This window comes from Halogeometricum sp. CBA1124 (genome assembly GCF_009741955.1).
GTDB lineage: Archaea > Halobacteriota > Halobacteria > Halobacteriales > Haloferacaceae > Halogeometricum > Halogeometricum rufum.
In genome coordinates this window covers 1-25,259 of the sequence record NZ_WPCD01000009.1, presented here as the reverse complement: position 1 = coordinate 25,259, position 25,259 = coordinate 1, and the positions used below count along the sequence as shown (strand labels likewise).

Genomic DNA, 25,259 nt, shown 5'->3' with positions numbered 1-25,259 from the left:
CGGTGCCGTGGGCGGTGTCCCGGTACGGCCGCAGTCGGCCGCCGAACCGCTCGTGGTCGGCGACGTGCGTGGCGACGCTCTCCGCGTCGGCGTCGAACGACCGCCCGACGACGCCGACGGTGACGCCCTCGCCGGTGATGCCGTGCGTGTGCGCCTCGACGCGCCGACTCGCTGGAGGGCGTCGTGCTGGTCGACGACGTCGATGCGCTCGCGGATGCGCTGGCGCTGGCGCGCCTCCCGACTCGTCTCGACGTCGCCGGCGTCGGGGGCGTCCGACGCGTCGGCGGCGTCTATCGTCGGTACGTCGTCGCCCGTCGTCGGGTCGATGGTGCCGCCGGTGAGGAACACGCTGACCGGAACCGCCGTCGAGACGAGCAACAGCACGGTCACGACCAGCACCGTAGTCTGCCCGCGCGGCATCTCACTTCACGCGCGACCCGTACGCGCGAACGGTCAGGAGGACGCCGAGGACGAGTAAGCCGCCGGCGAGGAAGGCGACGCCCGGCGGGAGGAGGCCGAGAACCGGTTCGGCACCGCCGGTCACGCCGTCGGCCACGCGCGGCGTCGTCGCCGGGCCGCCGAGGTCCGCGACGCCGGCACCGAACAGCGTCTGGACGGCCACCGCGGCGACGGCGAGGGCCGCGCCCGCGCCGACGTACTGGCCCAGTCCGTCGAGGAACGAGTCCTTGTCCTCCGTGCTCCCGACGCAGACGACCAGCGAGTCCTGCGTCGGCGCGTACACCTTCATCTCGCGCCCCTTCACCGAGTAGCGCGTGTCGGCGACGCGGACGAGGCCGGCGCTGCGGAGGTTGTCGAGGTGGTGCCGGACGTTCTGGAGCGACGTGTCGACCGCGTCCGCCAGTTCCGAGGCGGTCGAGGGGTCGCGCTGGAGAGCGGCGAACGTCTCGCGTGCGGTGTCCGAGGAGAGACACCCGATGAGTTGCTCCGCCTCGTCGTCGTCGAGCGAGAGGACGCGGAGGTCACCGTTCGCGTCCGAGTCGGCCTCGGCGTCGGCGTCGGTGACGTCCGCGTCAGACGGTAGCAACCCAGACATGCACAAACGTTCTAGCGTGCAAGTAGTAAACATTTCGGACGTGGTACCACGGCGTATCGATTTCGACCGACTCAGGCGTCCGACGCGCGCCGGGCGGTCCCGGGAATCTGACCGGTGAGGTAGAGCACGACGAGGAGGACGACGACGCCCGCCAGTCCGAACGCGACGCCCGGAACACCGCGTCGAAGGCGTACCCCGCCTCGGTGAGGAGGCCGACGGCGCCGCTCCCGTTCGCCTCGAGGAGGAGGGAGGCGCCGCTGAAGACGGCGTACGCGCTGCTTCGGACCGGTGCGGGGAGCGTGCCGAGCAACCACGCGTCCAGCGCCGGAAACAGGCTGTGGATGGCGTAGCCGACGACGGCGGTGACGGCGAGGACGGGCAAGAAGGCGGAGACTTCGGTCAGCGCGAACAGCGAGGCGACGTAGACGGTCAGTATCGCGAGGATGTACGGGACGGTGGGGAAGCGGTCGGCGAGGCGGCCCGAGAGCCAGAACGCCGGGACGCCCGCGGCGAAGACGACGGTCAGCGCCGTACTGGCCTGCGTCGTGGTGAACGCCTTCGCGTTCAGGAGGTAGGTGACGTAGAAGTTGAACAGGCCCTGCCAGACGAACCCCGCGGTGGCGACCATCAGCATCCCGACGAGGATGAGTCGCCAGTGGCGGAGGGCCCCGAGGAAGTCCCGGTCGGCGCCCGTGTCCACCACCGCGCCGACGCCGCGGGCGGTGTACGCGAGGACGACGGTGACGACGGCCGTGAGGGCGGCGAGCAGCCAGAACGTCGCGCGCCAGTCGGCGACGGCGACGAACGTGACGACGACGGGCGCGGCGACGACGGCGGCGAGTTGGGCGGCCGTCCCGTGGATGCCGATGGCGCGGCCGACGGCGTCAGGGTAGAGTTCGCCGACGAGGGGGACGGCGGCGACGAAGTACGCGCCGGAGGCGAGGCCGATGCCGAACGCGCCGACCTGCACCGCGCGAATCGACGGCGCGGTGGCGGTGAACGCGGCGGCGGCGGCGAGGAGGGCGCCCGTGCCGAGGACGACGCGGTGTCTGGGGACGCGCGTGAGGAGGTAGCCGACGGGGATGCGCGGGAGGGCCGTCCCCATCCAGACCAGCGTGGTCACCAGCCCCACCGTCGCCGGCCCGACGCCGAACTGCGTCTGAAACGTCTCGACCAGCGGTGCGAACGCCGTCCGGCCGAGGTTGACGAGGAACACAAGCCCGCACAGCGTCCCGAACAGTCGTCGCGTCACGGAGGGGAGTTCGGCCACCCCCGTCAGGAAGGTTCCGAAAGGGGCGAACGGGAACCGGGAACGAGGCGGGTGCGCACCGGCCTCGGGGGCGAGCGACCGCCGCGAGTCGAACCCCGGCCGACGCGAGGCCATCCCCTTTACCACGGTACCCGACGAACCCGCGACCATGATAACGAGCGACCGAATGGCCGCGGTGGACGAGAACGCCGAGGCGGTCGGCGTGCCGCGGAAGCAGTTGATGGAGTCGAGCGGAACGCCGTCGCTCGGGCGGTGCGCGAGGTGGCCGACCCGGACGCGAGGTGGCCGTCGTCGCCGGACGCGGCAACAACGGCGGTGACGCGTTCGTCGCCGTCCGCTTCCTCGACGGCTACGACGCGACGGTCCACCTCCTCGGCGGCCCGAGAGCATCTCGACGGACATCGCCCGCGAGAACTGGGACGCCTTGCAGGAGGCGGAGTACGACACGGAGACGGTGACGGACTCGCGGTCGCTGGACCTCGGCGACCCGGACGTCGTCGTGGACGCCATGCTCGGCACCGGCGTCACCGGCGCGCTCCGCGAACCCGAGGCGACGGCCGCCGAGGCGGTGAACGCCCTCGACGCGTCCGTCGTCGCCGTGGACGTGCCCTCCGGCGTGAACGCCGACACGGGCGAGGCCGCGGGGGTCGCCGTCGACGCCGACCGGGTCGTCACGTTCCACGACGAGAAACCGGGGCTCGCGAGCCTCGACTGCGAGGTCACCGTCGCCGACATCGGCATCCCCGCGGCCGCTGAACGGTTCGTCGGCCCGGGCGACCTGCGCTCGGTGCGCCGAGGGGTGCGCGGCGGCGACTCGCGCGTCTACGTCGTCGGCGGCGGGCCGTACACCGGCGCGCCGGCCCTCGCCGCGCAGGCCGCCCTCCGGGCCGGTGCGGACCTCTCCTTCGTCGCCGCGCCCGGACGCGTCGCCCGGCAGATTCAGGCTACGCCGAGGACCTCATCGTGCAGGACTACGAGGGCGACCACCTCACGCCCGACCAGGTGGACGACCTCGTGCAGACGGCCCACGACTACGACGACGTGGTCGTCCTCGGACCGGGACTCGGAACCCACGACGAGACGCTGGCGGCCGCGCGCCAGTTCTTGGAGACCTTCGAGGGGACGGCCGTCGTCGACGCCGACGCCCTCTCGGTCGTCCCGGGAATCGACACCGACGCGACCCTCGTCTGCACCCCCAACCGCCGGGAACTGGCGAAGATGGGCGGTCCCGACGTGGACGGACCGCTCCGCGACGCCCGCGACGACATCGAGTCGTTCGCGGCGGACATCGGCCACGTCGTGGTGGCGAGGCCGCCGAAGACGTCGTCACCGACGGCGAGCGGACGCGAATCGTGCGCGCCGGCACCCCCGCCATGACGGTGGGTGGCACCGGCGACACCCTCGCCGGGACGATAGCCGGCCTCCTCGGCACGCAGGACCCGTTCGACGCGGCGTGCGCCGGCCCCTACGCCAACGGTCGCGCGGCCGAACTGCTCGACGACGAACGCGGCGACGGCCTCCTCGCGTCGGACCTGCTGGACGCCCTCCCGCGGGCGCTCTGGGGTGAGGACGCGTGAGCGGCGAGGAGCGACGGGACGAAGAGGTCGGCGACGCGGCCGCGGCCGACGACGAACGCGACCTGACGCACGTCGACGAGGCGGGCAACGCGCAGATGGTGGACGTGGGCGGGAAGCCCGACACGCGCCGCCGCGCCGTCGCGCGGGGGACGATTCACCTCACCGAACCGACCGTCGCGGCGATTCGCGACGACGAAATCGGGAAGGGGGACGTGCTGGGGACGGCCCGCATCGGCGCGATTCAGGCCGTCAAGCACACGTGGGAGACCATCCCGATGTGCCACCAGATACCCATCACGAACGTCGAGACGGCGTTCGACGTGGCCGACGACGCGGTGACGCTCACCGTCACCGTCGAGACGACGGGCAAGACCGGGTGCGAGATGGAGGCGCTGGAGGGCGTCACGACGGGGCTGAACGTCGTCTGGGACATGGTGAAGGCGGCGGAGAAGGACGCGGACGGACAGTACCCCGACACCCGTACCACGGACGTGCGCGTGGTGACGAAGGAGAAGTCGGAGCTGGGAGAGGAGAAGTCGGGGCTGTAAGCGCCCGGTATCGCGTTTGATTCTCGGGAGAAGGGCAAAAAACCGGCTTCGAGCGGTGAGATAGCGCTATTTCACTTGCGCTATCTCGTTTGATACCGGTTCGAAAACGTTGAAGTGGCTGACTTTTCTCTATCGGCTATCGATGAAATCGCCACACCGCACGGCCACGCTACTGGTCGCGCTGTTGTTGCTCTCGTCGAGCACCCCCGTCGCGTTCGTCGGGTTCGCGTCCGCGAACGGGACAACGCCGACCGCTCCCGCAGACGCCCCCGGCGTGAACGCGACGGAGACGGCATGGACGCCCGGAACCGACGCCAACGTCACCGTCGCGTACAACGTCACCGGCACGTCCGACCCGGCGAACACGACCATCTGGCTCCAGAACGACTCCGGGTTCGCCGTCGACTACGACGCGACCTGACCGCGGCCGCCGGCCGGCGAAACCTCACGTTCGGCCCCGGGTCGGCGTTCGCTGACACCGTGGACGCCGTCGCCGGCGACCGGCGCGTCTGGGTTCGCGGCCACGACGGCGACGAGTCCCGCTTCGAGAGCGCGGCCGTCGGCGTGGTGAACACCACGTCGTCGGTGCGAATCGAGTCGTACTCGCTCGCCTCGACGACGGTGTCGCCCGGCGTCGAGACGACTGTCGCCGTCACGCTGAACAACACCGGGGGCGCGGCGACGACGTTCCGCGTCGCGGCCTACCCCGAGACCGGCGACGCCGACGCGGCGAACGTCTCGCTCGTGGACCTCGGCGCCGGCGCGGTGAAGACGGTGCAACTCCCGGTCGTCTACACCGAACAGTACGCCGGCGAGACGGTGAACTTCACCGTCAACGACGAGGCGCCGACGACGGTCACCGTCTCCGACGCGGCGCCGACGCCCTCGGTCGCGGGCGACTGCCCCGCGGCGTACGGGTCGCCTGCGTCGCCTCGCCGGCGGACGTCACCGCGATGCGTGGCGACGCCGTCTCCGTGCCGGTCCGGTTCAACCTCACGGGGACCGTCACCGCCGCCGACGCGAACCTGTCGCTCTCGGGACCGAACGGCCTCCTCGCGTTCGACGCCGACCTCGGGACGGCGAACGGGACGGCGACGCTGACGCTGCCCGCGCGGGCGGCCGCCGGGTCGTACCGCGTCGAGGCGGGCGTCGTGAACGACTCCACGGGTGAACGCGTCTCCGGGTCGTTCTCGATGACCACGGTGACCGTCGTCGGCAACACCTCCGTCGGACTCGTGAGCGTTCCCGAGACGAACCTCACGCGGGGCAGGACGCACGAGGTGACCGTCCGCGTGGACAACACCGGCGAGACGGTGGAGAACCACACCGTCTCCCTCTACCCGGGCGCGTTCCGGACCACGCCCGTCGGAACCGCGACGGTCACCGTCCGTCCCGGCCAGTCGGCTCAGCGGTCGGTGAACGTCACGTTCCCGTCGCACTTCGACACGTCGAAGGCGTACGCGCTCTCGACGGGCGGGTACGAGGGGCCGACGGTGACGCTGGAACCCCTGGTCGAGATGACCTCGCTCACGCACGTCGGCGGCGCGGCGAACACCTCGGCGCTCGGTACGAGTACCATCGCGCCCACCGACGACGGCGGACTGCTCCAGTTCGACCTCACCTACGAGGCGCCGGGGAGCGACCGGCCCCAGAACCTGAACGGGTCGGGACTCGACGAGACGAGTCGCTTCGAGGTGGTGCTGGACGTGCCGCACTCGTACGAACCCTCGATTCTCGTCGCCACCGCGCACGACGTGTCGTGGGACGTGGTGAACCGCTCCGACGGCTACGAGGTCACCGTCGTCGCGCAACCGATAGACGCCGCGTACAAGGTCGACGGCCCTGCCTCGGTGTCCGGGTGGGACGACCTGAGCGCGAGCGAGGACGTGGCGACGCACGCCTACACGCCGATGTTCTCGCTCGCGTTCGTCGACAACGGCTCCACGACGATGCGCAACGTCTCGGGGATGGTCGTCGCCACCGACGCTCAGTCGGCGACGGCGCCGTACCCCGGCCTCGTGAACGGGTCGCCGACACTGAACGTTGACCTCGGCGCGCCACACGAGACGGTGGACGGGCGGAACAACACCGGTCAGTACGAGGCGACCGTTCCTTCGGCCCTCCTCGACCAGTGGGGTGTCTCAGACCCGAGTACGCTCGGCGGGACGTACAAGGGCGACGGCGTCTCGCTGTCGCCGAACGTGACCGCGGACGGCGACGTGCGCGTCGGCTTCCCGACGACGTACTCCACGGGCACGGTCCAACTGTCGCCCGACACGGCGGCCATCGGCGCGGCCGGCGGCGAGTCGGGGACCGAGGGGTCCGGTGACGGGGGGTCAGACGGCGGTTCGGCCGGCGACACCGACGGGTCGACTGCCGACAGCGGCGGCGATACTGACGACGGCGACGGTTCGTCGGGCGATTCGGACGGTGAGCGGGAGACGAACGCGACGGCCGGCGGTGCGACGGTGGTCGCCACTGCCACGGCGGACGGTCGGGCGGCGGCCGCGAACGTGACCGACGCGCCGGCCGACGAGACGGTCACCGTCCGCATCCCGTCCCTGACGCCTCGGCGACGGCCGCGAACGCCACCGACGGCGCGAACGCGACCGAATCGGCGAACGCGTCGACGGGGCGCAACGCGACGGCCGACGCGGACCGGTCGGACGAACGGTCGCAGGTCCGGGAACTCGGCCTGAACCTCTCGGAGGGGCGGCCGAACTCTCCGTGACCGTCGCCTCGCACGACGCGGTCCCCGACGGGACGCCCGCACTGAACCCCGGCGGCGGCGCGGGCGACGCGGACGGAGACGGCCGGGGCGACGGCGCCATCGACTACGTGTCGATAGACCTCGCGGGGACGACCGACGACGCCGTCGAGAACGCGACTATCACGTTCGAGGTTCCCGCCTCGAAACTCGAAGCCCGCGGCGTGTCGCCCGACGAGGTGCGACTGTACCGGTTCCACGACGGCGAGTGGCGGACGCTGAACACGACTGCGCTCGGTAACGGGACGTACGAAGCGGTCACGCCCGGGTTCTCCGTGTTCGCCGTCGGGTCCGAGAACGCGACCGAGAACGCCGCGGACGACGCGTCCGCGACGACCGAGGACGAGGCCGGCGGAACGACCGCGACGGGGACTGACGCGGGAGGGACGGCGACGCCGGACCCGAGCGACGCGTCCGCACCGACGGCGGCCGACGAGACAGAGACGACCGAGACGGGCGCGCCCGGATTCGGCGTTCTCGCGGCGTTCGCGGCGCTCTTGGCGGTCACAACGCGGGTTCTGCGCCGCTGACGGTCGGCGTCGCTTCGGCTCACGCCGACAGTATGCGGTGACGAGAACAGAACGAGACGGAGGCGAGGACGGACCGCCGCCTCGTCCCGTGCGTGCCGCTACGACCGATAGCCGCCGTCGGCCTCGGCCTCCGCCTCGGCGTCACCGGTCTCTCCGGACTGCACCTCGGCGGCCTTCGCGCGGGCCTTCTCGACGATGGCGGGGCGGGCCTCGAACTCGACGAGGACGTTCTCGCCGTCGTACTCCTCGTTCTCCACGTGGCCGTGGTCGTACAGCCACGAGACGAGGCTCATCGCGTCGTCCGACATCGGCAGGAGCAGACGCTCCTCGCGCCAGTCGGGCAGTTCGCGCTCGATTCTGTCGGCGAGCGCCCCGACGTTCTCGCCGGTCAGTCCCGAGACGGCGACGGGGTTCGGCGCGAGGGCGCGAAGCGCGTCCATCTTCCGGTCGAGTTCCGCCTCGTCCACCACGTCTATCTTGTTCAGCACCGTCACGATGGGCGCCTCGTTGCGTTCGTACAGCGTGTCGTGGCAGGTGACGAGTTTGTCGCGCATCTCCTCGACGGGTTCGGAGGCGTCCACGACGAGGAGGACGAGGTCCGCGCGGTACACCGAGTCGAGCGTGGACTTGAACGACTCGACCAGCCAGTGCGGCAGGTCCGAGACGAAGCCGACGGTGTCGGTGAGGAGGACGTTTCGGGTCCCCGTCTCGGCGCGGCGCGTCGTCGTCCCGAGCGTGGTGAACAGGCGGTCCTCGGACTCCGCCGTCGGGTCCAGGTCGGGGTGCAAGTCGTCGTTCTCGCCGACTTCGAGGTCCTCGGCGAGTCGCCGCATCAGGGTGGACTTGCCGGCGTTCGTGTAGCCCGCGAGGGCGACGAGGTCGAACCCGGACTCGCGACGCTGTTCGCGCCGCGTCTCCTCCTTGTCGGCGATGGCGTCGAGTTCGTTCTTGATGCGCGAAATCTGGGCCTTGATGTCCCGTTCGCGCGACTCGTCGTACTCCCCGAGGCCCATGAACCCCGGGCGCTCGTCGCGTTTCGCGAGGGAGGCTTTCGCCTCCGCGCGCGGGAGTTCGTACCGGAGTTCCGCGAGTTCGACCTGTAGCTGGGCCTTCCGCGTACTGGCTCGCTGGCCGAATATCTCCAGGATGAGCGTGAAGCGGTCGACGACTTCGACCCCCTCGGGGAGTTTGCCGCCGATGTTGTACGTCTGGTACGGGCCGAGGCGGTTGTCGACGATGACCGCCGCGGCGTCCGTCTCGACGACGAGTCCGGCGAGTTCGTCCACCTTGCCCTCGCCGAAGTGGAACGCGGCGTCCTCCTCGCGCGACTGCGAGAGCGTTCCGACCACGTCGTACCCCGCGGCGCGCGCGAGGTCCGTTATCTCCGACAGGTCGGCTGACTCGCCCGAATCGACGCGCTTGGCGACGACGGCGCGGGTGCCGTCGCTCATCGGCCACACCCGGTCTCGGCTGGTGTTTCGCCTCCACAGATGTGGACGGTACGCCGTCGAGACAGTTGAACGTTACTCGGCGGTGTTCAACGGTGATGCCGGTCCGTCACCCCGGTTAGCCCGCCTGCCGTGCGTTCACGGTCCATGCGCGCGGGTAGGACGGCCGCTGACTTGTAAGTTCCCCGCGCCCGGACCTACAGTCGTCGTCGCGTACCAGTCCGAAATCGGACCTGTCCGACCACACAAAGGTTATATCCGATGCCGCGCCACGTCCGGGCATGCCCGACCCGCTACAACTGTCCATCGACCCCACCTCGCTCGGACTGGAGTTCGGGAGTGGTGCGGTCATCGGCGGCATCATCGGCTTCGCGGCGAAGAAAGTCGCGAAGATAATCGCCGTCATCGTCGGTCTGGAACTGGCCCTGTTCAAGTTCCTCGAATCGCGCGGCATCCTCTCGGTGGATTGGGAGAAACTGCGTCCGGGCTCGTGAAGACGAGTCAGGACGCCGCCACGGGGGCACCGCCCAGTTGGCTCTCCTCGATACTCTCGACGCTCTCCATCTCCGCCGGCTTCACCGGCGGGTTCCTCGTCGGCTTCAAGAAGGGATAACTCGCCGCTCGCTCCGTTCTCGCGTCTCGCCGACGAATATTTTCCGCGCAGTCGTCCGCTCGCGGAGGCTATCCCCGGGAGTCACCCCCTGCGGTCTCGGCTTACCGCGTACTCAGTTCGTCCTTGTCCTTCACGATGCGCGTCTCCGCCTCGCCGGAGGTGTACTCGTTCACCATGTCGTAGAAGTCGTTCTGCATCCCGGCCGGGAAGGTGACGACGCCGACCCACGACCCGTCGTTCTGCCACTCCTCGCGCTCTAAGTCGCCGTACTCTCTGACCTGCGCCTGCGTCTTCCCCGCGTAGTTCGCGGGAATCTGGACGGCGACGGTCACCTCGTCGAACCGGATGGGGATGACCGGGCGGAGCGCCTCCAGCGCGTCGTCCACCTGCGACTCCACCTTCTCCATCGGGTCGACCTTGAACCCTGCCTCCTCTAAGGCGCGTTCGATGCGCTCCGGCGGGTGCGGCGCGTTGTCCATCTGCGGGTTGACCGCGTTGCGGGTGATGGTGTTGATGAGTTGTTTCCGCTTCTGCTCCTGCATCTCCCGGCGCTGCTCGGCGGTGATCTGAATCTCGCCGCGCTTGATGACTTCGGGGATTATCTCCATCGGGTCCGTCGTCCCGAACACCGTCTCCAGGTCCTCCTCGGCCGGTCGGTCGCCGCGAGAGGCGTCCTCGAACACGTCCTCGGCGGCGATGACGTCCTCTAAGTCGCCCTCGAACTCGTCTCGCTTGATGGCGAGGGCCGCGTCCGGGTCGATGAGAACCTCGAAGCGTTCACCGTGAGATTCCAGTCTGGCGGTCACCGCTTCGTCGAGTGAAATCATACCGGGGGATACTCGCTCCGAATTAAAAAGCCCTCCCCGAACGTCACCGCGTGCGGCCGGTCCCGCGTCGGGCGTCGAACTGCCGCCGTGCGGCGTCTCGCGACCCGTGCCGCGGCGCGACGAAACGGGAGTCGGCGTGCTGGCGCGGCGACACGGACCCGCGCGGTGCCGCGAAGCGAAACGCTATCTCGTCCGTGCGCCTACGCTCCGCATGAGTATCGAGACGAGAGACGGCGAGTCGGGCCTCGAAGACCGACTCGTGCTGTTCATGCGCCGGAACTTCCCGCAGATTCAGATGCACGGCGGGAGCGCGGGCATCGACGCCATCGACGAGGAGTCCGGCGAGGTGTGGATTTCGCTCGGCGGGGCCTGTTCGGGGTGCGGCATCTCGCCGATGACGGTGCAGGCGCTACAGTCGCGGATGGTCGCGGAGTTCGACGAGGTGTCGCAGGTCCACGCCACCACGGGCGGGTCGTTCGACTACGACGCGCCCGACGAGGACCGGTTCGCGCGGAGTCGCGAAGACGCCCCCTTCTGAGGGGTCGTAACCGCCGGTTAACCGCTCGGCCGGCCCCGTACGGCCGGCTTACGGGTTCGCTAGTCGGTGCGTAGCTATACCCGTACAGTCGTATCTTCGTGTATGTCAGGAACAGCAACCGATGCGTCCGAAGCGAAGGCGTACTACCACGTCGTCTGTCGCGACTGTCTCACCGAGTCGGTGCAGACCGACGCGGAGACGGCCGAGCGAGTCCGACGCCGACACGAGTCCGAGACGGGCCACGTCGTCGCGGTCGGGTCGATATAGGCGTCGCCGACCGCGGCGACGCGAAGACGGAGAACGGAGGCGGGACGGCGTCAGTTCGACAGTTCGTCGACGATGTCGAGGAGGTCGGACTTGTCCTGGACGCCGATGACGCGTTTGGCCTGTTCGCCGTCGACGTAGAACTGTAGCGTCGGCACCGAGCGGATGCCCTCCTCGCGGGCGAGTTCCTGCAGTTCGTCGATGTCGACCTTCAGGACGAGGGCGTCGGTCTCGGCGGCGATCTCCTCGACGGTGGGTTCGAGCATCTTGCACGGGCCGCACCAGTCCGCGTAGAAGTCCACGAGCACCACGTCCGCTCCGGCGACGAGTTCTTCGAGGTGCTCCTGACTCTCGACGTGGACGGGCGTTCCTCGGCTCTCGGGTGTACTCATACGCCCTCCGTAGTCACCGGACTCCCTTAACTATTGAGAGGAGATGCCGACCCGTCGCACGACCGGCCGGTCCGCCGCGTCGACGGACGACGGTTTCGCCCGTCAGTCGACGTCGTACGTGAGGAGGACGCCGTCGTCGACGCGTTCGACGCCGCGGAGGTCCAGCGTCGGGAAGTCCGCCACGAACCCCTCGCCGTCCGCCAGCGTCGGCGCGTCGCGCCCGCCGACGACGACCGACCCGACGTACAGGCTGAGTTCGTCCACCAGACCGTCCTCGAACAGCGAGAAGATGACCTCGCCGCCGCCCTCGACCATCGTCCGCTCGACGCCGCGGCGTTCCAGTTCCGCGAACGCCTCGGGGAACGAGACGCGCGTCTCGCCCGCGACGACGACGGTTGCCCCGACCCGTTCGAGGGCGGCGACTCGGTCCTCCGGGGCGGACTCGCTCACGAGGACGTACGTCGTCGCGGCGTCGTCGACGATGCGGGCGTCCGTCGGGGTGCGCGCGCGGGAGTCGGCGACGACGCGGGCGGGGTTCGGGTCGCGCCCGTCCGCGCGTCGTTCGTCCCGGTACGTCTCGTCGTCCAGCGTCAGGTGCGGGTCGTCCGCGAGGACGGTGCCGACGCCGACGAGGACGGCGTCGCTGTCGGCGCGGACGCGGTCCACGCGGGCGAAGTCGTCCGCCCCGCTTATCTTCACCTGCTCGCGCCGTCGCGTGGAGAGTTTCCCATCGACGCTCGCGGCGGCGTTGACGACGACGTGCATACGGGAGCGTCGGCCGCGTGCGGTAAGCGGATTTCGGTCGGCGGGACGGACAGGAGTTATATGTCTCTCCGTGGTATCTCGTCTCACCAATGCCGCCCAAAGTGCTGATGCTGGGTTGGGGCTTCCCGCCGAACGTGAGCGGGGGTCTCGACACCCACGTCGGGGAGATGTTCGACGGACTGCAAGCGCGCGGCGTAGACATCGAACTCGTCCTCCCGGCGGAGTACGCGCCGGAGGACCGCGACGGGATACACGGCGTCCCGACGGGGGAAGGTGACATCATCACCCGCATCGGCCGTCTCAGCTCCGCGTTCGCCGAACACGCACAGGACGCCGACGTGGTCCACACGCACGACTGGTTCGGCTACGGACCCGGGTCGCGGGCGAAGTCGAACGCGGACGTGGAGTGGGTGACGACGTTCCACTCGCTCTCCTCGGACCGCAACGTCGACCCGCCCAAGCGAGAGGTCGAGACCGAACGCCGCATCGTCGAACGCTGCGACCACCTCCTCGCGGTGAGCGAACTCACGGCCTCGCGCGTCAGGGACCTGTACGGCGGCGACCCCGACGTCATCTACAACGGCTTCTCGAAGTGTGAGACGACCGGGCGCGACCTGAAGGAGGAACTGGACATCGACGGCAACATGCTGTTCTTCGTCGGCCGGCACACCGACCAGAAGGGCATCTCGCACCTCGTCTACGCCATGGAGAAACTCCGCCGCGACGACGTGACGCTGGTCGTCGGCGGGTCGGGCCACCTCACGGACCAACTGAAGAAGTTCGCCGAACTGCTCGACGTGCAGGACCAGATAGAGTGGGTCGGCTACATCCCCGAGGAGGCGCTGGGCGACTACTACGCCTCGGCGGACCTGTTCGTCTCGCCGTCGCTGTCCGAGCCGTTCGGCATCACCATCACGGAGGCGCTCTCGGCGGGGACGCGCGTCGTCGCCACCGAGAGCGGCGTCAACGAGGTGCTCCCCGAGGACTGCGTCATCGAAGTCGAACCCGAGTCTGGGTCGCTCGCCGACGGCATCGACTACGGTCTCTCGCTGGAGGGACCACCCGAGTACGACCCGGTGACGTGGGACGACGTGGTGGACGAGACTATCGACTTCTACGAGCGAGTCGCCGGCGAGTAGCGCCGCCGACACCGGCGTTCGTCTCTCGCGGTGACGCCGATTCCCCCATGCTATATCTCGTGTGGTGTGCTATCTTTTAGCACATGTTCACCGTACTGATGCCGGTCGACGAGAGCGAATCGCGCGGCACGGCGCAGGCCGACGCGGTCATCAGAGTCCCGCACGCGGCCGAAGACGTACGGGTGGTGCTCCTGTACGTGTTCGAGGACAGAACGCAGGCGGGAGGAACCTCGCCCAAGCAGATAGCCGGCGGGCGCGCGGCGCACGGCCGACTCAGGGGTGCGGGCGTCACCATCGAGGAACTGTCGCGCGTCGGCGACCCGGCGACGGAGATACTCTCGGCGGCGGCCGAGACGGACGCCGACTACATCGTCCTCGGGGGCCGAAAGCGGTCCCCGCTCGGGTCGCTGCTGTTCGGCAGCGTCACGCAGGCCGTCGTCTTGGACGCCGACCGACCGGTCACCATCACCGGCGGGGCGAAGGCCAGTCCGTCCTAACGGAGCAGTCGCACGTCCGTCGCCGGTTCCGGGTGGCGGATGCGGTAGCCGTCGGACGTCGGCACCAGTCCCTCTCGGGGGAGGCTCTGGCGCGCGGACTGGTACGGCGAGTCGTCGCGGGCCGACTGGTACGGGCTGTCCTGTTGTGCGGACTGATACGGGCTGTCCTGCTGGGCCGGTTGGTACGGGCTGTCGCTTCGCTGGCGCGCGCCGCGTTCGAAGTCCTCCGGCGGGAGGTAGATTCGCTCGCCCGACGCGGACTCGACGACGACGGCGGTGTCTCGGTCGCCGCGCATCGTGATGACCGTCTCGCCGTCTTCGATGCTCAGCGAGAAGGTGACCTGTCCCTCGTCGGCCGCGGTGTCCGCGTCACTCATACCACCGTGTGCGACTGCCCCGCACTTAGCAGTTCGTGCTCGGGGGCCTCCGGGAACCCTTTTTACCGAACGGGACGCAACGTCGGACGATGAACGTGGACGAACACGCCGAGGAACTCGCCTCCACCCTCGGAGTAGACAAATCGGAGGTCAAATCCGACCTGAAGAACCTGCTGTCGTACAGCGTCCCCATCGACGAAGCCAAACAGAGCATCCGCCGCAAACACGGCGGCGACTCCGGCGGGAGTGCCTCCCCGACGGCGAAGGACGTGGCCGACGTGACCACCGAGAACGGCAACGTCACCGTCACCGTGCGCGTGCTGACCGTCGGGCGGCGTTCGATTCGCTATCAGGGCGAAGAGCAGACCATCCGAGAGGGCGAACTCGCGGACGCGACGGGGAAGATATCCTACACGTCGTGGGAGGACTTCGGCTTCGAGGCGGGCGACTCCGTGACCGTCGGGAACGCCAACGTGCGCGAGTGGGAGGGCGAACCCGAGTTGAACCTCGGGCAGAGCACCACCGTCGCCGTCGAGACGACGCCCGTCGAGACGCCGTACGAGACGGGCGGCGACACGAACCTCGTCGACCTGCGCGCGGGTGACCGCGGCCGCAACGTGGAGGTTCAGGTACTCGAATCCGAGGAGCGGACCATCTCCGGGCGCGACGGCGACACCACCATCCGGTCGGGCGTCGTCGCCGACGAGTCCGCGCGACTCCCCTTCACCGACTGGGGGGGCGCGGCCCGAACTCCGCGAGGGCGAGACGTTCCGCTTCGAGGACGTGTACGTCCGGGAGTTCCGCGGCGTCCCGCAGGTGAACCTCTCTGAGTTCACGACGGTGACTCCCCTCGGACGCGACGTGGACGTGAAGGACGAGGCGCCGCGGATGCGCGTCGGCGAGGCCGTCGGGTCGGGCGGGATGTTCGACGTGGAAGTCGTCGGCAACCTGCTCGAAGTCCGCGACGGGTCGGGCCTCATCGAGCGCTGTCCGGACTGCGGGCGCGTCCTCCAGAACGGCCAGTGCCGGACGCACGGCGACGTCGACGGCGAGGACGACATGCGCGTGAAGGCCATTATCGACGACGGGAGCGGCACCGTGACCGCCGTCCTCGACCGCGACCTGACCGAACGACTGTACGGCGGGACGATGGCCGAGGCGATGGAAGCGGCCCGCGAGGCGATGGACAAGGAAGTCGTCGCCGACGAGATTCGCCGGCAGGTCGTCGGTCGGGAGTTCCGCGTCCGCGGCAACCTCTCGGTGGACGACTACGGCGCGAACCTCGAGGCGACCGAGTTCGCCGAGGCGACCGACGACGCCGCCGACCGTGCGACGGCCCTGCTCTCGGAGGTGCGGGCATGAGCGCGATAGAGAACCGCCGCGAGGTCGCGTACCGCCTGTTCGCCGCGGAGTTCGACGACGCGACGCTGTCGTACTCGGAGGGCGACGAGGAACGCGCGCCGAACTACGTCGTCACGCCGACGGGCGCGCGGGTGAACCGCCTGTTCGCCGTCGGCGCACTCACCGAAGTCGAGTCGGTGAACGAGGAGGTCCTGCGGGGGCGCGTGGCCGACCCCACGGACGTCTTCGTCACCTACGCCGGGCAGTACCAGCCCGAGGCGATGAACTTCCTCGACCGCTCGACGCCGCCGATGTTCGTCTCGCTGACGGGGAAGGCGCGGACGTACGAACCCGAGGACTCCGACCGCGTGTTCACCTCCGTCCGCCCGGAGAGCATCAACGAAGTCGACGCGGCGACGCGCGACCGGTGGGTCGTCGCCGCCGCGCGCGCGACGCTCGAACGCGTCGCGACGATGCGGGCCGCGTCGGCGCTGGACCACCGCGGCGACGACCTGCGCGCCGTCCTCGAAGCGCGCGGGGTGGACGAGTCGTTAGCGACGGGCGCCCCCTCGCCATCGACCACTACGGCACGACCGAACACTACCTCGAAGCCGTCCGGACGATGGCGGTTCAGGCGCTCGAACTCGTCGCCGGCGAACGCGACGCCGTGGACTCGCTGAGCGTCGCCCCCGACGAGGCCGGACCGGACGAACTCGGACCGCTCCCCGACGTTCCGGCGGCGACGCCGCCCGAGGGCGGCGACGTCGCGATTACGGAGGCGCGCGAATCGACCCAGGCAGGCGGTCTCGCGGCGGGCGACGACGCCGACGCTGACGCGGACACCGGAGCGGAGACGGCGGACGCGGGAGCGACAGACGCAGAAACGACGGCGGAGACGACGGGGACGGAGACCACGTCGGACGCGGGGACCACGTCGGACGCGGGGACCACGTCGGATACGGAGACGACGCCGGACGCGGACGCCGCAACCGGCGGAACCGACGAAGCGCCCGGTTCGGACGACGCCGTCGCCTCGTCGGCGGCCGGGACCGCCGACGGCACGGAGACGCCCACGGAGACGGAACCCACCACCGGGACCGAATCGGACCAGTCCGAACCGACACCGACCGCGACCGAGACCACGGAGACGAAGGAACCGGCACACGCGGACGCGTCGGAACCGGAGACGGCGGAGACGGCGACTCCCGAACCCTCGGAGACCGCGGACCCGAACCCGACCGAATCGACGGCCTCGACGACCGAATCGCCGACCGACGCCGACGCCGGTGACGACTCGGAGCCGGCACAGTCGGGCGGTCTAGGCGACTTCGACGCGGGCGGGTCCGACGAACCGGCGGCCGAGACGGACGACGCCGACGGTCCGGGCGGTCTGGGCGACTTCGACGCCGGCGATGCGGCGACGACCGACGCGGGCGACGAGGAACCGGCCGCGGACGCGGACGCCGCCGCGACCGGGGAGATGTACGAGATGGACGAGGAGGAACGCGCCGAGATAGAGGCGGAGTTCGGCGCGGAGTTCTCCACCGGAAACGAGGTCGACGACCCGGGCGAGGCCGACATCGACGTGCCGGACGCCGACGACTTGGAGGCGCAGGCCGCCGAGGCGAACGCCGGGACGAACGGCGAGGCGCCGACCGGCGGGGACTCGTAGGCGGAACCGGCCGCGCCGCCGGAAGACTCCCGACCGGACACGCAGTCACCCGACGCGGCGGCCGCCGACTCCCCCGACGGGGCCGTCGCCGACGACGCGAGACGCCCGACGACGCCCAGACGGCGGCCGGCGACGCGGCCCCCGCTTCGTCCGACGGCGACACCGACGAATCGGCCGGCGGCGACGAACCGGCGGATGCGGACGAATCCGGCGACGCCGACGCCGGCGGCGACGCCGACGAATCGGCCGCGGACGTGGACCTCGAAGACGCCGTGGTCGAGGTGATGGCGGACCTCGACGACGCGACGGCGCGGACCGCGAGGCGGTCGTCTCCGCCATCGTCGACCGCTACGGCGCGGACGCCGGCGACGTCGAGGACGCGATTCAGGACGCGCTGATGAGCGGCAAGTGCTACGAACCGAGCGAAGGGACGCTGAAGTCCATCTGAGCCGATGGCACGCCGAGGCGACCGGCCGATAGTCGAACCGGTGCCGGGCGACCCGGCGGCCGTCGCGCGCCTCGGTCCCGAGGCGGCCGACGAGACGGCACTCGTCGTCGCCGACTACCACGCGGGCATCGAGGCGGGCCTGCGCTACGAACGCGGCGTGGAACTCGACAGCGACGCCGACGTGCGCCTCGCGCGCCTCGCCCGACTGCTCGACGAGACGGCCCCGGACCGACTGGTCGTCCTCGGCGACCTGGGCCACCGCATCGGGAACCCGCGCGGCGACGAGACCGACGAGTTGGAGACGTTCGTGGAGCGAGTCACCGCCCGCGTGCCGGTGACGCTGGTCCGCGGCAACCACGACGGCGGCATCGACGAGACGTTCGGCGACCGCATCGAGGTGACGGACGGTGCCGGCGTCAGACTCGGCCGCGTCGGCTTCGCCCACGGCCACACGTGGCCGTCGCGCGAAGTGGTCGAGAGCGACGTGGTCTGCACGGCGCACGAACACCCGGCGGTCCGCCTCGAAGACTCGGTCGGCGGCGGCCGGAAGGAACGGGCGTGGCTCCGCGGGCCGATGAACCCCGACCCGTTCGCCGAGCAGTTGGGACTGGACGCGACCGACCTCGACTGGAAGGCGCCCGAACTCGTCGTCTTCCCGGCGTTCAACGACCGCTCCGGCGGCACGTGGGTGAACGTCGAGGGACAGGGATTCCTCTCGCCGTTCCTCCCGGCGGGCGTGTTCGACGCCGACGCCTACCTGCTGGACGGGACGCGACTCGGGCCGTACCGGTCGGTGTGAGGCCGCCGTCGGACGCCTGAAGCCGCTCAGACGAACTCCCAGCCGACGGCGAGGGCGAACAGGACGCTCCCGGCGACCGTCAGGTAGAGGAGCGGACCCCACTCCTCGGGGCCGTCGTAGGCCGCCGGACGGACGGCGTTGTAGCCGACCACGCCGAGTATCACGCCGCCGCCGAGGACGGCGACTGCCGACCACGCCGTGCCGTCTGCGACGTAGTCCGCGACGCCGCCTGCGACGCCGGCGGTGCCGAACGCGAACAGCGAGCAGAGGTACGCGGTGCGGGGACGCACGCCCAGTCGTTCGTCCCCCTCGCTCATGAATGTCCGGCGGAGGGCGAATAGAGCTAACCGTGGGCCGCGAGAATCGGCCGGTCATGCGAACGTCCACCGCCGTCATCGTCGCCGGCATCGCCCTGTTCCTGCTCCCCTTCCCGCCGACGTTCACCATCGGCGCGCTGGTCATCCTCGCCGGCGTCGCGTACCGCTTCCTCGCGGAGTGACGCCGCCTCGACGCCGCGAGCGGTGTGCTTAATCTGCTCGCACCGTTACGGCTGACGATGGCAGACGCGACCCGCGCGCAGGGGATGGACGCGTTCACCGCCCTCGGCGAGACGGTCCGCGCGGCGCTCTCCGAGCGCGGATTCACGACGCCCACGGAGCCACAGCGACGCGCGATTCCCCCGCTCGCCGCCGGGAACGACGCCCTCGTCATCGCCCCCACCGGGACGGGCAAGACGGAGACGGCGATGCTCCCGGTCCTCGACGCGATCGTCGAGTCGGACGCGAGGACCGGGCGGGCATCTCGGCGCTGTACGTCACGCCGCTTCGCGCGCTGAACCGCGACATGCGGGAGCGACTCGACTGGTGGGGGGGAAGAACTCGACGTCGAGGTGGACGTTCGGCACGGCGACACCACGCAGTACCAGCGACAGAAGCAGGCGAACGACCCGCCGGACGTGCTGGTGACGACGCCCGAGACGCTGCAGGCGATGCTGACGGGCGAGAAGTTGCGAAAGGCGCTGTCGGACGTGCGGCACGTCGTCGTCGACGAGGTGCACGAACTCGCCTCGGCCAAGCGCGGCGCGCAGTTGACCGTCGGACTCGAACGCCTCCGCGCGCTGGCGGGCCCGTTCCAGCGCATCGGCCTCTCGGCGACGGTGGGGTCGCCCGAGGAAGTCGGGAAGTTCCTCACCGGCGACCGCGGGTTCGACATCGTCGAGGTGGAGGCCGGCAGCAAGGTGGAGTTCACCGTCGTCCACCCCGAGGTGACCCGCGAGGACCAGACGCTGGCCGGTCAGTTGGCCACGGAGGACGAGATGGCCAGCCACGTCCGGGCCATCCGCGACATCGTGCGCGACCACGAGTCGACGCTCGTGTTCGTCAACACCAGACAGACCGCGGAGGCCCTCGGCTCGCGCTTCAAGGCGCTCGACGAACCGATCGAACTCCACCACGGGTCGCTGTCGAAGGACGTGCGAATCGACGTCGAGGACCGGTTCAAGTCCGGCGAGTTGGACGGCCTCGTCTGCACCTCCTCGATGGAACTCGGCATCGACGTGGGGCGGGTGGACCACGTCGTCCAGTACGGCAGTCCGCGCGAGGTGTCGCGCCTCCTCCAGCGCGTCGGCCGGGCGGGCCACCGCCGCGACCAGACTTCCCACGGGACCATCGTCACCTCCTCGCCGGACGACACCCACGAGGCGTTGGCCATCGCGCGGAAGGCCGAGGCGGGTGAGGTCGAACCCGCGCGCATCCACCACGCGAGCCTCGACACCGTGGCGAACCAGATAGTCGGCGTCGTGATGGACTACGGCGAGGTGTCCGCGCGGGAGACGTACGAACTGGTCACGGCGGCGTACCCGTTTCGCGACCTGGGGGAGGAGACGTTCCGCGAGATAGTGCGAGAGCTGTCGGGCAACCGCCTGCTGTGGGTGAACGAGGAGAAGGACCTGTTAGAGAAGTCCGGCGGCACCTGGCAGTACTTCTACGCGAACCTGTCGATGATACCCGACGAGGAGACGTACGACGTGTACGACATGTCCTCGCGCGGGCAGATAGGGACGCTCGACGAACGGTTCGTCGTCAACTTCGCCGAACCGGGCGCGTCGTTCATCCAGCGCGGCGAGATGTGGCGCATCAACGACATCGACGACGACGAGGCGCGAGTGAACGTCACGCCCATCGAGGACCCCTCGGGCGAGGTGCCGTCGTGGACCGGGAGCGAGATTCCCGTCCCCGCGCACGTCGCCGGAGAGGTCGGCGAGATTCGGGAGACGGCGGCCCGACAGTTCGAGATGGGCGGCGAACGGGACGCCGTCGCGCGCGACTTCCTCGGGCGCTACCCGACGGACGAGCGCACCGTCTCGAAGTCGCTGCGGCCCACGGAACGACAGGTCGAGGCCGGGTTGCCGGTGCCGACGGCCGACCGACTCGTCCTCGAGGGACAGGGGCGGAACGTCGTCCTCAACTCCCCGTACGGCCACCGCGTCAACGAGACGCTGGGACGGATGCTGGCCGCTCTCGTCGGCCAGCGCACCGGGTCTTCGGTCGGTATCGAGACGGACGCCTACCGCGTCGAGTTCGAGGTGCCGCCGAGCGCCTCGGTCCACGACTTCACGGAGGTGTTGGAGACGACGGACCCAGACCACGTCGAAGGCGTCCTCGAACTCGCCCTGAAACACTCCGAGTCGCTGAAGTTCACGCTGGCGCAGGTGGCGGCGAAGTTCGGCGCGCTGAAGCGCTATCAGGGAAACCAGCGGTTCGGCGGCGACAGACTGCTGGCGGCCCTCGAAGACACGCCCGTCTACGACGAGGCGGTCCGGGAGGTGTTCCACGTCGACCTGGCCGTCGCGGAGACGGCCGAGTTGCTCCGGCGGATTCAGACCGGCGAGGTGGCGCTGGAGACGGCGCGAGAACGCACGCCCATCGGTATCGACGGCCGGTCCAGCGGGCGGGAACTCCTCGTTCCCGAGAACGCCGACGCGAGCGTCATCCAGGCCGTCAAGGAGCGAATCCGGAACGACCGGGTCATCCTCCTGTGTCTGCACTGCACCGACTGGAAGACGACGCGGAAGGTGCGTCGCGTCCGCGACCAGCCGGAGTGTCCGGAGTGCGGCGCGACCCGAATCGCCTGCCTGAACCCGTGGGACGACGAGACGGTGAAGGCCGTCCGCGCGAACGACCCCGACGAGGAGCAGGAGCGACTGAAGAGGCGGGCGTACCGGTCCGCCAGTCTGGTCCAGAGCCACGGTCGGAAGGCCGTCGTCGCCCTCGCCGCCCGGGGCGTCGGCCCGCAGACGGCGGCGCGCATCATCGGTAACCTCCGCGAGGACGAGGACGACTTCTACCGCGACATCCTCGAACAGGAGCGACAGTACGCCCGCACGCAGTCGTTCTGGGACTGACAGCCCCGAGTGGCCCCGTTCGGCGCGCGGTGACTCGCGGTCCGCGGCCGTCGGTCATCTGCCTTCGGCCCTCGGCTAGCAGCCCCTGAACCGGACCTCGTTACCGTCCGGGTCGGTGACGGCGAACCCGTCGTCCGTCTCGGTCGGCCGACGGCCGCGCTCTGCGAACCGTTCTCGAAGCGCGTCGAACGCGGCCGAATCCGGCACGACCACCTCGAACCACGACAGACCGCGGCCCCGAACGGGCTCCGTCCGGCGGTTCCAGGTGTTCGCCGCGACGTGGTGGTGGTACCCGCCCGCCGAGACGAAGGACGCGGCGGGGACCGACATCTGCATCTCGAAGCCGACGGTGTCCACGTAGAACGACCGGAACGACTCCAGCGAGGTGGTCTCGAGGTGGACGTGCCCGACGTCCGTGTCCGGCGGCGCGTCCGACCGGCCCGCGGCGGCGGCTTCGACGGCGTCGAGGTCCAGCGGGTCGGTGCTCATCCGGACGGTGCCGTCGTCGGCCACGGGCCACGCGTCGCGCGGGAAGTCGCGGTACAGTTCGACGCCGTTCCCTCCGGGTCGGTGAGGTACAGGGCTTCGCTGACGCGGTGATCGGAGGCGCCGTCGAGGTGCCACCGGTCCCGCACTCGCCGCAGTGCGTCGCCGAGGGCCCCGCGCGAGGGGAGTCTGAACGCGTTGTGATAGAGGCCCGCGCGCGTCCGGCCCCGTTCGGGTGCGTCTCCGTCCCCCTCCAAGACGAGAAGCGGCGACTCGCCGACGCCGAGGACCGCAGTCGTCTCCGCGCGGTGGAGGACGCCGAGTCCGACGACGTCGCGGTAGAACGCGGCCACCTCCCCGAGGTCAGAGACGCGGAGCGCCGTCCGCCCGAGACGCGTCCCGTCCGGGAGCGCGTCCGCGTCCGAGGAGGCCGTCACACCGGTCCTCCGTGCGGCGCGCGGTGGGGAGCGACGCCCGCGTGCCGCGTCGCGGACTCCGCCGAAGTTCGTGGTTTCATCACGCAATCCAGTTCGTTCGCGAACCGGATATAGCTCCGGCAACGGTCGCATCACCAGGTTACGACGACGCAACCGCCGCCGGGAGGCGTTCGACGACGCGCGGACCGACCCACCGACCACGCGTCACCGTCTCACCGCGAGCGCCGACCTGCCACGTTAGAAACCCACACACGTCGAGAGTTTATCACGTTCGCCGTCGTCCGACCGCCCATGCCGGACGACGCTCTCGGCACGGCGATGTGGGACTACCTGCGCGGCGACTACGACGGGTCCTGCGTCCACCGCGACCCGGCGACGGGAGAGACGTGGGACGCGCGGGTCGAACACCACTACTTCGAGCCGTACGCGGCGTGGAGCGACGCGGCGAAGGCGTTCGCGAACGGGTTAGAGACGCCCCTCCTCGACGCCGGGTGCGGGGCGGGCAAGCACGCCCGAGTCGTCTCACTCCGCGGGCGCGTCGTCGCCTTCGACGCGAGTCCGATGGCCGTCCGGACGGCCCGCGCCCGCGGCGTGGACGCGTTCGTCGCCGACATGTTCCGCCCGCCAGTCCGCCCGGACCGCTTCGAGACTGCGCTCGTGAACGGGACGCAGGCGACGCTATCGCAGTCGGACGCCGAACTCCGCGACTTCCTCGGCGAACTCGCGCGAGTCACGACGGCGACGGGCGACGCGTGGGTGGCTCGTACGACCCGACCCGGGCCGCCGGGTCGCACGGCCACCGCGAGACGGACGAGGCGGGCGGTCGGCCGCCGGCGGTTCCGCGTGGAGTACCGCGGCCGCGACCTGGTCGGCCCGCGACTCTCGTTTCGGACGTTCTCGCCGGACCGACTCCGCGACACCTGCGAGGGGACGGCGTGGTCCGTCGCCGAGGTGCGGCGCTACGGCGACGTCGGGTACTTCAGGGCGCGTCTGGCGAAGTGAGCGCGTTCGAGCGGTCAGCGCCACGACCCGGGATATGCGGGGTTCCGTCGCGGGAGGAAGGGCGCGACGAGGGCGAGGACGCCGACGAGGAGGAACGCGCCGAGGAGTACGGGCGTGGTGGCGACGGCGGCGAGCACCGCCCACCACGACGCCGTCCCCGCGGCCACGCCGGCGAGGACGTCGGGTCGGAACGTGAGGAAGGCCATCAGCATGAACACCGCCTCCATGAAGGCGACGCGGAGGAGGGCGCGGACCAGCCACCACGTCGCCGAGACGGGGCCGCCGGTCAACTGGCCCCACTCCCGGTCGACGCGACGACGCCACCCGGACGTGTTCACGGCCGTTCCCTCCCCGTCGCGCGTTCGGAATGCATACTGTAAGGAGGCGTGACGCTCCGATAAAGCCGTATTGAGGATTCCAGAGACAGTCAGGGAAGCGGGCGTCTACTCCTCGGCGGGCGTGACGAGGGCGAGGGCGGCGTCGAAGTGTTCCTGCGTGACGAGTATCTCGTCGGCGTGTTCGTTCGCCTCTGCGCCCTCGTAGGCGTCGGCCACCTCCTCGATGGCCCGCATCGTCGCCTCGCGGCAGACCGCTTGGATGTCCGCGCCGGAGAGGCCGTCCATGTGCGCCGCGAGTTCGTCGAGGTCCACGTCGTCGGCGAGCGGTTTCTCGCGGGTGTGGACGCCGAGGATGGCCCGCCGCGCGTCCACGTCCGGGTCGGGGACGAGGACGTGCGACTCGAGGCGGCCCGGCCGGAGGAGGGCCGGGTCGAGAGCGTCCTTGCGGTTCGTGGCCGCGAGGACGACGACGTTCGGGTTGTCCACCAGCCTGTCCAACTCGGTCAGCAGTTGGGAGACGACGCGTTCGCCGACGCCCGAGTCAGACCCCATCGCGTCGCGGTTCGCCGCGATGGCGTCTATCTCGTCGAAGAAGACGATGGCGGGCGCGGCCTGCCGGGCGCGTTCGAACACCTCTCGGACGGACTTCTCGGACTCGCCGACGTACCGGTCGAGCAGTTCCGGCCCGGCGACGTGGATGAAGTTGACGCCGCTCTCGCCGGCGATG

The 25,259-nt window shown here is 70.2% G+C and carries 22 protein-coding genes and 7 pseudogenes; 18 read left to right on the top strand and 11 right to left on the bottom strand.

What is annotated here, in order from left to right:
- Positions 1-7 precede the first annotated feature (7 nt).
- Positions 8-478 carry a hypothetical protein gene (locus tag GJ632_RS25730; protein WP_231751263.1) on the top strand — a complete coding sequence of 157 codons (471 nt, stop codon included), beginning with the start codon at positions 8-10 and terminating at the stop codon, positions 476-478.
- Here the strand turns inward: GJ632_RS25730 and GJ632_RS02540 are convergent.
- The gene (locus tag GJ632_RS02540) at positions 422-1,054 is read right to left on the bottom strand and encodes a helix-turn-helix domain-containing protein (RefSeq protein ID WP_191451981.1); all 633 of its coding nucleotides are present in this window, start codon (positions 1,052-1,054) and stop codon (positions 422-424) included. The two genes, GJ632_RS25730 and GJ632_RS02540, sit on opposite strands and share 57 nt — an antisense overlap.
- A 71-nt stretch (positions 1,055-1,125) precedes the next feature.
- Positions 1,126-2,306 (bottom strand): annotated as a pseudogene (locus GJ632_RS02535) (MFS transporter).
- 166 nt (positions 2,307-2,472) lie between these two features.
- Between GJ632_RS02535 and GJ632_RS02530 the strand changes: the two are divergent.
- The 5 genes and pseudogenes from GJ632_RS02530 (at position 2,473) to GJ632_RS02510 (ending at position 7,746) form a co-directional block, all read left to right on the top strand.
- A pseudogene (locus tag GJ632_RS02530) lies at positions 2,473-3,901 on the top strand (NAD(P)H-hydrate dehydratase).
- Positions 3,898-4,449 (top strand): cyclic pyranopterin monophosphate synthase MoaC, encoded by a 552-nt coding sequence (moaC, locus tag GJ632_RS02525; RefSeq protein ID WP_343160973.1) that lies wholly within the window; start codon positions 3,898-3,900, stop codon positions 4,447-4,449. The pseudogene GJ632_RS02530 and the gene moaC overlap by 4 nt, the downstream one beginning before the upstream one ends.
- 142 nt (positions 4,450-4,591) lie before the next feature.
- Complete coding sequence (locus GJ632_RS02520) at positions 4,592-4,870, top strand: hypothetical protein (RefSeq protein ID WP_191451980.1); 279 nt, start codon at positions 4,592-4,594, stop codon at positions 4,868-4,870.
- 532 nt (positions 4,871-5,402) lie between these two features.
- Positions 5,403-7,148: a hypothetical protein gene (locus tag GJ632_RS02515; protein ID WP_191451979.1), complete on the top strand. Its 1,746-nt coding sequence runs from the start codon at positions 5,403-5,405 to the stop codon at positions 7,146-7,148.
- A 28-nt stretch (positions 7,149-7,176) separates the two neighbouring features.
- On the top strand, positions 7,177-7,746 hold the full coding sequence (locus GJ632_RS02510; RefSeq protein WP_191451978.1) for a PGF-pre-PGF domain-containing protein: 570 nt from the start codon (positions 7,177-7,179) through the stop codon (positions 7,744-7,746).
- A gap of 98 nt (positions 7,747-7,844) precedes the next feature.
- On the opposite strand, the gene hflX is transcribed toward GJ632_RS02510, so the two are convergent.
- A complete protein-coding gene (gene hflX, locus GJ632_RS02505; RefSeq protein WP_191451977.1) occupies positions 7,845-9,197 on the bottom strand; it encodes a GTPase HflX in 1,353 nt (450 codons plus the stop codon).
- 278 nt (positions 9,198-9,475) lie between these two features.
- Between hflX and GJ632_RS02500 the strand changes: the two are divergent.
- Positions 9,476-9,807 (top strand): annotated as a pseudogene (locus tag GJ632_RS02500) (FUN14 domain-containing protein).
- A gap of 101 nt (positions 9,808-9,908) precedes the next feature.
- Here the strand turns inward: GJ632_RS02500 and GJ632_RS02495 are convergent.
- On the bottom strand, positions 9,909-10,634 hold the full coding sequence (locus tag GJ632_RS02495; protein WP_089806469.1) for a ribosome assembly factor SBDS: 726 nt from the start codon (positions 10,632-10,634) through the stop codon (positions 9,909-9,911).
- A gap of 211 nt (positions 10,635-10,845) precedes the next feature.
- Here GJ632_RS02495 and GJ632_RS02490 point away from each other — a divergent pair, with 211 nt between their 5' ends.
- A complete protein-coding gene (locus GJ632_RS02490; protein ID WP_089806467.1) occupies positions 10,846-11,172 on the top strand; it encodes a NifU family protein in 327 nt (108 codons plus the stop codon).
- 102 nt (positions 11,173-11,274) lie between these two features.
- Entirely contained in the window at positions 11,275-11,439 is a 165-nt protein-coding gene (locus tag GJ632_RS21820) for a hypothetical protein (protein ID WP_177232563.1), read from the top strand.
- Between the two features lie 50 nt (positions 11,440-11,489).
- On the opposite strand, the gene trxA is transcribed toward GJ632_RS21820, so the two are convergent.
- Together trxA and GJ632_RS02480 are read right to left on the bottom strand one after the other, a co-directional pair.
- The gene (gene trxA / locus GJ632_RS02485; RefSeq protein ID WP_191451976.1) at positions 11,490-11,828 is read right to left on the bottom strand and encodes a thioredoxin; all 339 of its coding nucleotides are present in this window, start codon (positions 11,826-11,828) and stop codon (positions 11,490-11,492) included.
- 102 nt (positions 11,829-11,930) lie between these two features.
- Complete coding sequence (locus GJ632_RS02480) at positions 11,931-12,593, bottom strand: 2,5-diamino-6-(ribosylamino)-4(3H)-pyrimidinone 5'-phosphate reductase (RefSeq protein WP_191451975.1); 663 nt, start codon at positions 12,591-12,593, stop codon at positions 11,931-11,933.
- A gap of 107 nt (positions 12,594-12,700) precedes the next feature.
- On the opposite strand from GJ632_RS02480, the gene GJ632_RS02475 reads away from it, so the two are divergent.
- A complete protein-coding gene (locus GJ632_RS02475) occupies positions 12,701-13,732 on the top strand; it encodes a glycosyltransferase family 4 protein (RefSeq protein WP_191451995.1) in 1,032 nt (343 codons plus the stop codon).
- 83 nt (positions 13,733-13,815) lie between these two features.
- Positions 13,816-14,229, top strand: a complete 414-nt coding sequence (locus tag GJ632_RS02470) for a universal stress protein (RefSeq protein ID WP_191451974.1) — start codon at positions 13,816-13,818, stop codon at positions 14,227-14,229.
- Here the strand turns inward: GJ632_RS02470 and GJ632_RS02465 are convergent.
- Positions 14,226-14,606 carry a hypothetical protein gene (locus GJ632_RS02465; protein ID WP_089806459.1) on the bottom strand — a complete coding sequence of 127 codons (381 nt, stop codon included), beginning with the start codon at positions 14,604-14,606 and terminating at the stop codon, positions 14,226-14,228. The genes GJ632_RS02470 and GJ632_RS02465 overlap by 4 nt on opposite strands.
- A gap of 89 nt (positions 14,607-14,695) precedes the next feature.
- On the opposite strand from GJ632_RS02465, the pseudogene GJ632_RS02460 reads away from it, so the two are divergent.
- The 3 genes and pseudogenes from GJ632_RS02460 to GJ632_RS02450 all read left to right on the top strand — a co-directional run bounded on the left by GJ632_RS02460 (position 14,696) and on the right by GJ632_RS02450 (position 18,866).
- Positions 14,696-15,968 (top strand): annotated as a pseudogene (locus GJ632_RS02460) (Single-stranded DNA binding protein).
- Positions 15,965-18,067, top strand: a pseudogene (locus GJ632_RS02455) (hypothetical protein). The pseudogenes GJ632_RS02460 and GJ632_RS02455 overlap by 4 nt, the downstream one beginning before the upstream one ends.
- 4 nt (positions 18,068-18,071) lie before the next feature.
- Entirely contained in the window at positions 18,072-18,866 is a 795-nt protein-coding gene (locus GJ632_RS02450; RefSeq protein ID WP_191451973.1) for a metallophosphoesterase, read from the top strand.
- Between the two features lie 26 nt (positions 18,867-18,892).
- Here the strand turns inward: GJ632_RS02450 and GJ632_RS02445 are convergent, their stop codons facing one another.
- Positions 18,893-19,183 (bottom strand): hypothetical protein, encoded by a 291-nt coding sequence (locus tag GJ632_RS02445; RefSeq protein ID WP_089806452.1) that lies wholly within the window; start codon positions 19,181-19,183, stop codon positions 18,893-18,895.
- A gap of 56 nt (positions 19,184-19,239) precedes the next feature.
- Here GJ632_RS02445 and GJ632_RS24550 point away from each other — a divergent pair, with 56 nt between their 5' ends.
- The 3 genes and pseudogenes from GJ632_RS24550 to GJ632_RS02440 all read left to right on the top strand — a co-directional run bounded on the left by GJ632_RS24550 (position 19,240) and on the right by GJ632_RS02440 (position 22,269).
- Complete coding sequence (locus GJ632_RS24550) at positions 19,240-19,365, top strand: hypothetical protein (RefSeq protein ID WP_255473498.1); 126 nt, start codon at positions 19,240-19,242, stop codon at positions 19,363-19,365.
- Between the two features lie 57 nt (positions 19,366-19,422).
- A pseudogene (locus GJ632_RS22845) lies at positions 19,423-20,022 on the top strand (DEAD/DEAH box helicase); the annotation flags it as partial.
- A gap of 159 nt (positions 20,023-20,181) precedes the next feature.
- Positions 20,182-22,269 carry a helicase-related protein gene (locus GJ632_RS02440; RefSeq protein ID WP_231751266.1) on the top strand — a complete coding sequence of 696 codons (2,088 nt, stop codon included), beginning with the start codon at positions 20,182-20,184 and terminating at the stop codon, positions 22,267-22,269.
- A gap of 75 nt (positions 22,270-22,344) precedes the next feature.
- On the opposite strand, the pseudogene GJ632_RS02435 reads toward GJ632_RS02440, so the two are convergent.
- Positions 22,345-23,192: pseudogene (locus GJ632_RS02435) on the bottom strand (VOC family protein).
- Positions 23,193-23,483: 291 nt separating this feature from the next.
- Here GJ632_RS02435 and GJ632_RS02430 point away from each other — a divergent pair.
- Positions 23,484-24,194 carry a class I SAM-dependent methyltransferase gene (locus GJ632_RS02430; RefSeq protein WP_231751262.1) on the top strand — a complete coding sequence of 237 codons (711 nt, stop codon included), beginning with the start codon at positions 23,484-23,486 and terminating at the stop codon, positions 24,192-24,194.
- Between the two features lie 14 nt (positions 24,195-24,208).
- Here GJ632_RS02430 and GJ632_RS02425 read toward each other — a convergent pair whose 3' ends face one another.
- Both GJ632_RS02425 and GJ632_RS02420 read right to left on the bottom strand, forming a co-directional pair.
- The gene (locus tag GJ632_RS02425) at positions 24,209-24,532 is read right to left on the bottom strand and encodes a hypothetical protein (RefSeq protein WP_343160971.1); all 324 of its coding nucleotides are present in this window, start codon (positions 24,530-24,532) and stop codon (positions 24,209-24,211) included.
- A 105-nt stretch (positions 24,533-24,637) separates the two neighbouring features.
- Positions 24,638-25,259 (bottom strand): 26S protease regulatory subunit (locus tag GJ632_RS02420; RefSeq protein WP_191451972.1); only part of this gene is annotated, 622 nt, incomplete at its 5' end.

Excerpts from the sequence above, each read along its gene's own strand:
- GJ632_RS21820 (WP_177232563.1), top strand. The coding sequence starts at position 11,275 with ATGTCAGGAACAGCAACCGATGCGTCCGAAGCGAAGGCGTACTACCAC.
- GJ632_RS02475 (WP_191451995.1), top strand. The coding sequence starts at position 12,701 with ATGCTGGGTTGGGGCTTCCCGCCGAACGTGAGCGGGGGTCTCGACACC.
- GJ632_RS02465 (WP_089806459.1), bottom strand. The coding sequence starts at position 14,606 with ATGAGTGACGCGGACACCGCGGCCGACGAGGGACAGGTCACCTTCTCG.
- trxA (WP_191451976.1), bottom strand. The coding sequence starts at position 11,828 with ATGAGTACACCCGAGAGCCGAGGAACGCCCGTCCACGTCGAGAGTCAG.
- GJ632_RS02495 (WP_089806469.1), bottom strand. The coding sequence starts at position 10,634 with ATGATTTCACTCGACGAAGCGGTGACCGCCAGACTGGAATCTCACGGT.
- GJ632_RS02470 (WP_191451974.1), top strand. The coding sequence starts at position 13,816 with ATGTTCACCGTACTGATGCCGGTCGACGAGAGCGAATCGCGCGGCACG.
- GJ632_RS02520 (WP_191451980.1), top strand. The coding sequence starts at position 4,592 with ATGAAATCGCCACACCGCACGGCCACGCTACTGGTCGCGCTGTTGTTG.
- GJ632_RS02445 (WP_089806452.1), bottom strand. The coding sequence starts at position 19,183 with ATGAGCGAGGGGGACGAACGACTGGGCGTGCGTCCCCGCACCGCGTAC.
- GJ632_RS02430 (WP_231751262.1), top strand. The coding sequence starts at position 23,484 with ATGCCGGACGACGCTCTCGGCACGGCGATGTGGGACTACCTGCGCGGC.
- GJ632_RS02540 (WP_191451981.1), bottom strand. The coding sequence starts at position 1,054 with ATGTCTGGGTTGCTACCGTCTGACGCGGACGTCACCGACGCCGACGCC.
- GJ632_RS02440 (WP_231751266.1), top strand. The coding sequence starts at position 20,182 with ATGGCCAGCCACGTCCGGGCCATCCGCGACATCGTGCGCGACCACGAG.
- GJ632_RS02490 (WP_089806467.1), top strand. The coding sequence starts at position 10,846 with ATGAGTATCGAGACGAGAGACGGCGAGTCGGGCCTCGAAGACCGACTC.
- GJ632_RS24550 (WP_255473498.1), top strand. The coding sequence starts at position 19,240 with ATGCGAACGTCCACCGCCGTCATCGTCGCCGGCATCGCCCTGTTCCTG.
- hflX (WP_191451977.1), bottom strand. The coding sequence starts at position 9,197 with ATGAGCGACGGCACCCGCGCCGTCGTCGCCAAGCGCGTCGATTCGGGC.
- GJ632_RS02450 (WP_191451973.1), top strand. The coding sequence starts at position 18,072 with ATGGCACGCCGAGGCGACCGGCCGATAGTCGAACCGGTGCCGGGCGAC.
- GJ632_RS02515 (WP_191451979.1), top strand. The coding sequence starts at position 5,403 with ATGCGTGGCGACGCCGTCTCCGTGCCGGTCCGGTTCAACCTCACGGGG.
- GJ632_RS02480 (WP_191451975.1), bottom strand. The coding sequence starts at position 12,593 with ATGCACGTCGTCGTCAACGCCGCCGCGAGCGTCGATGGGAAACTCTCC.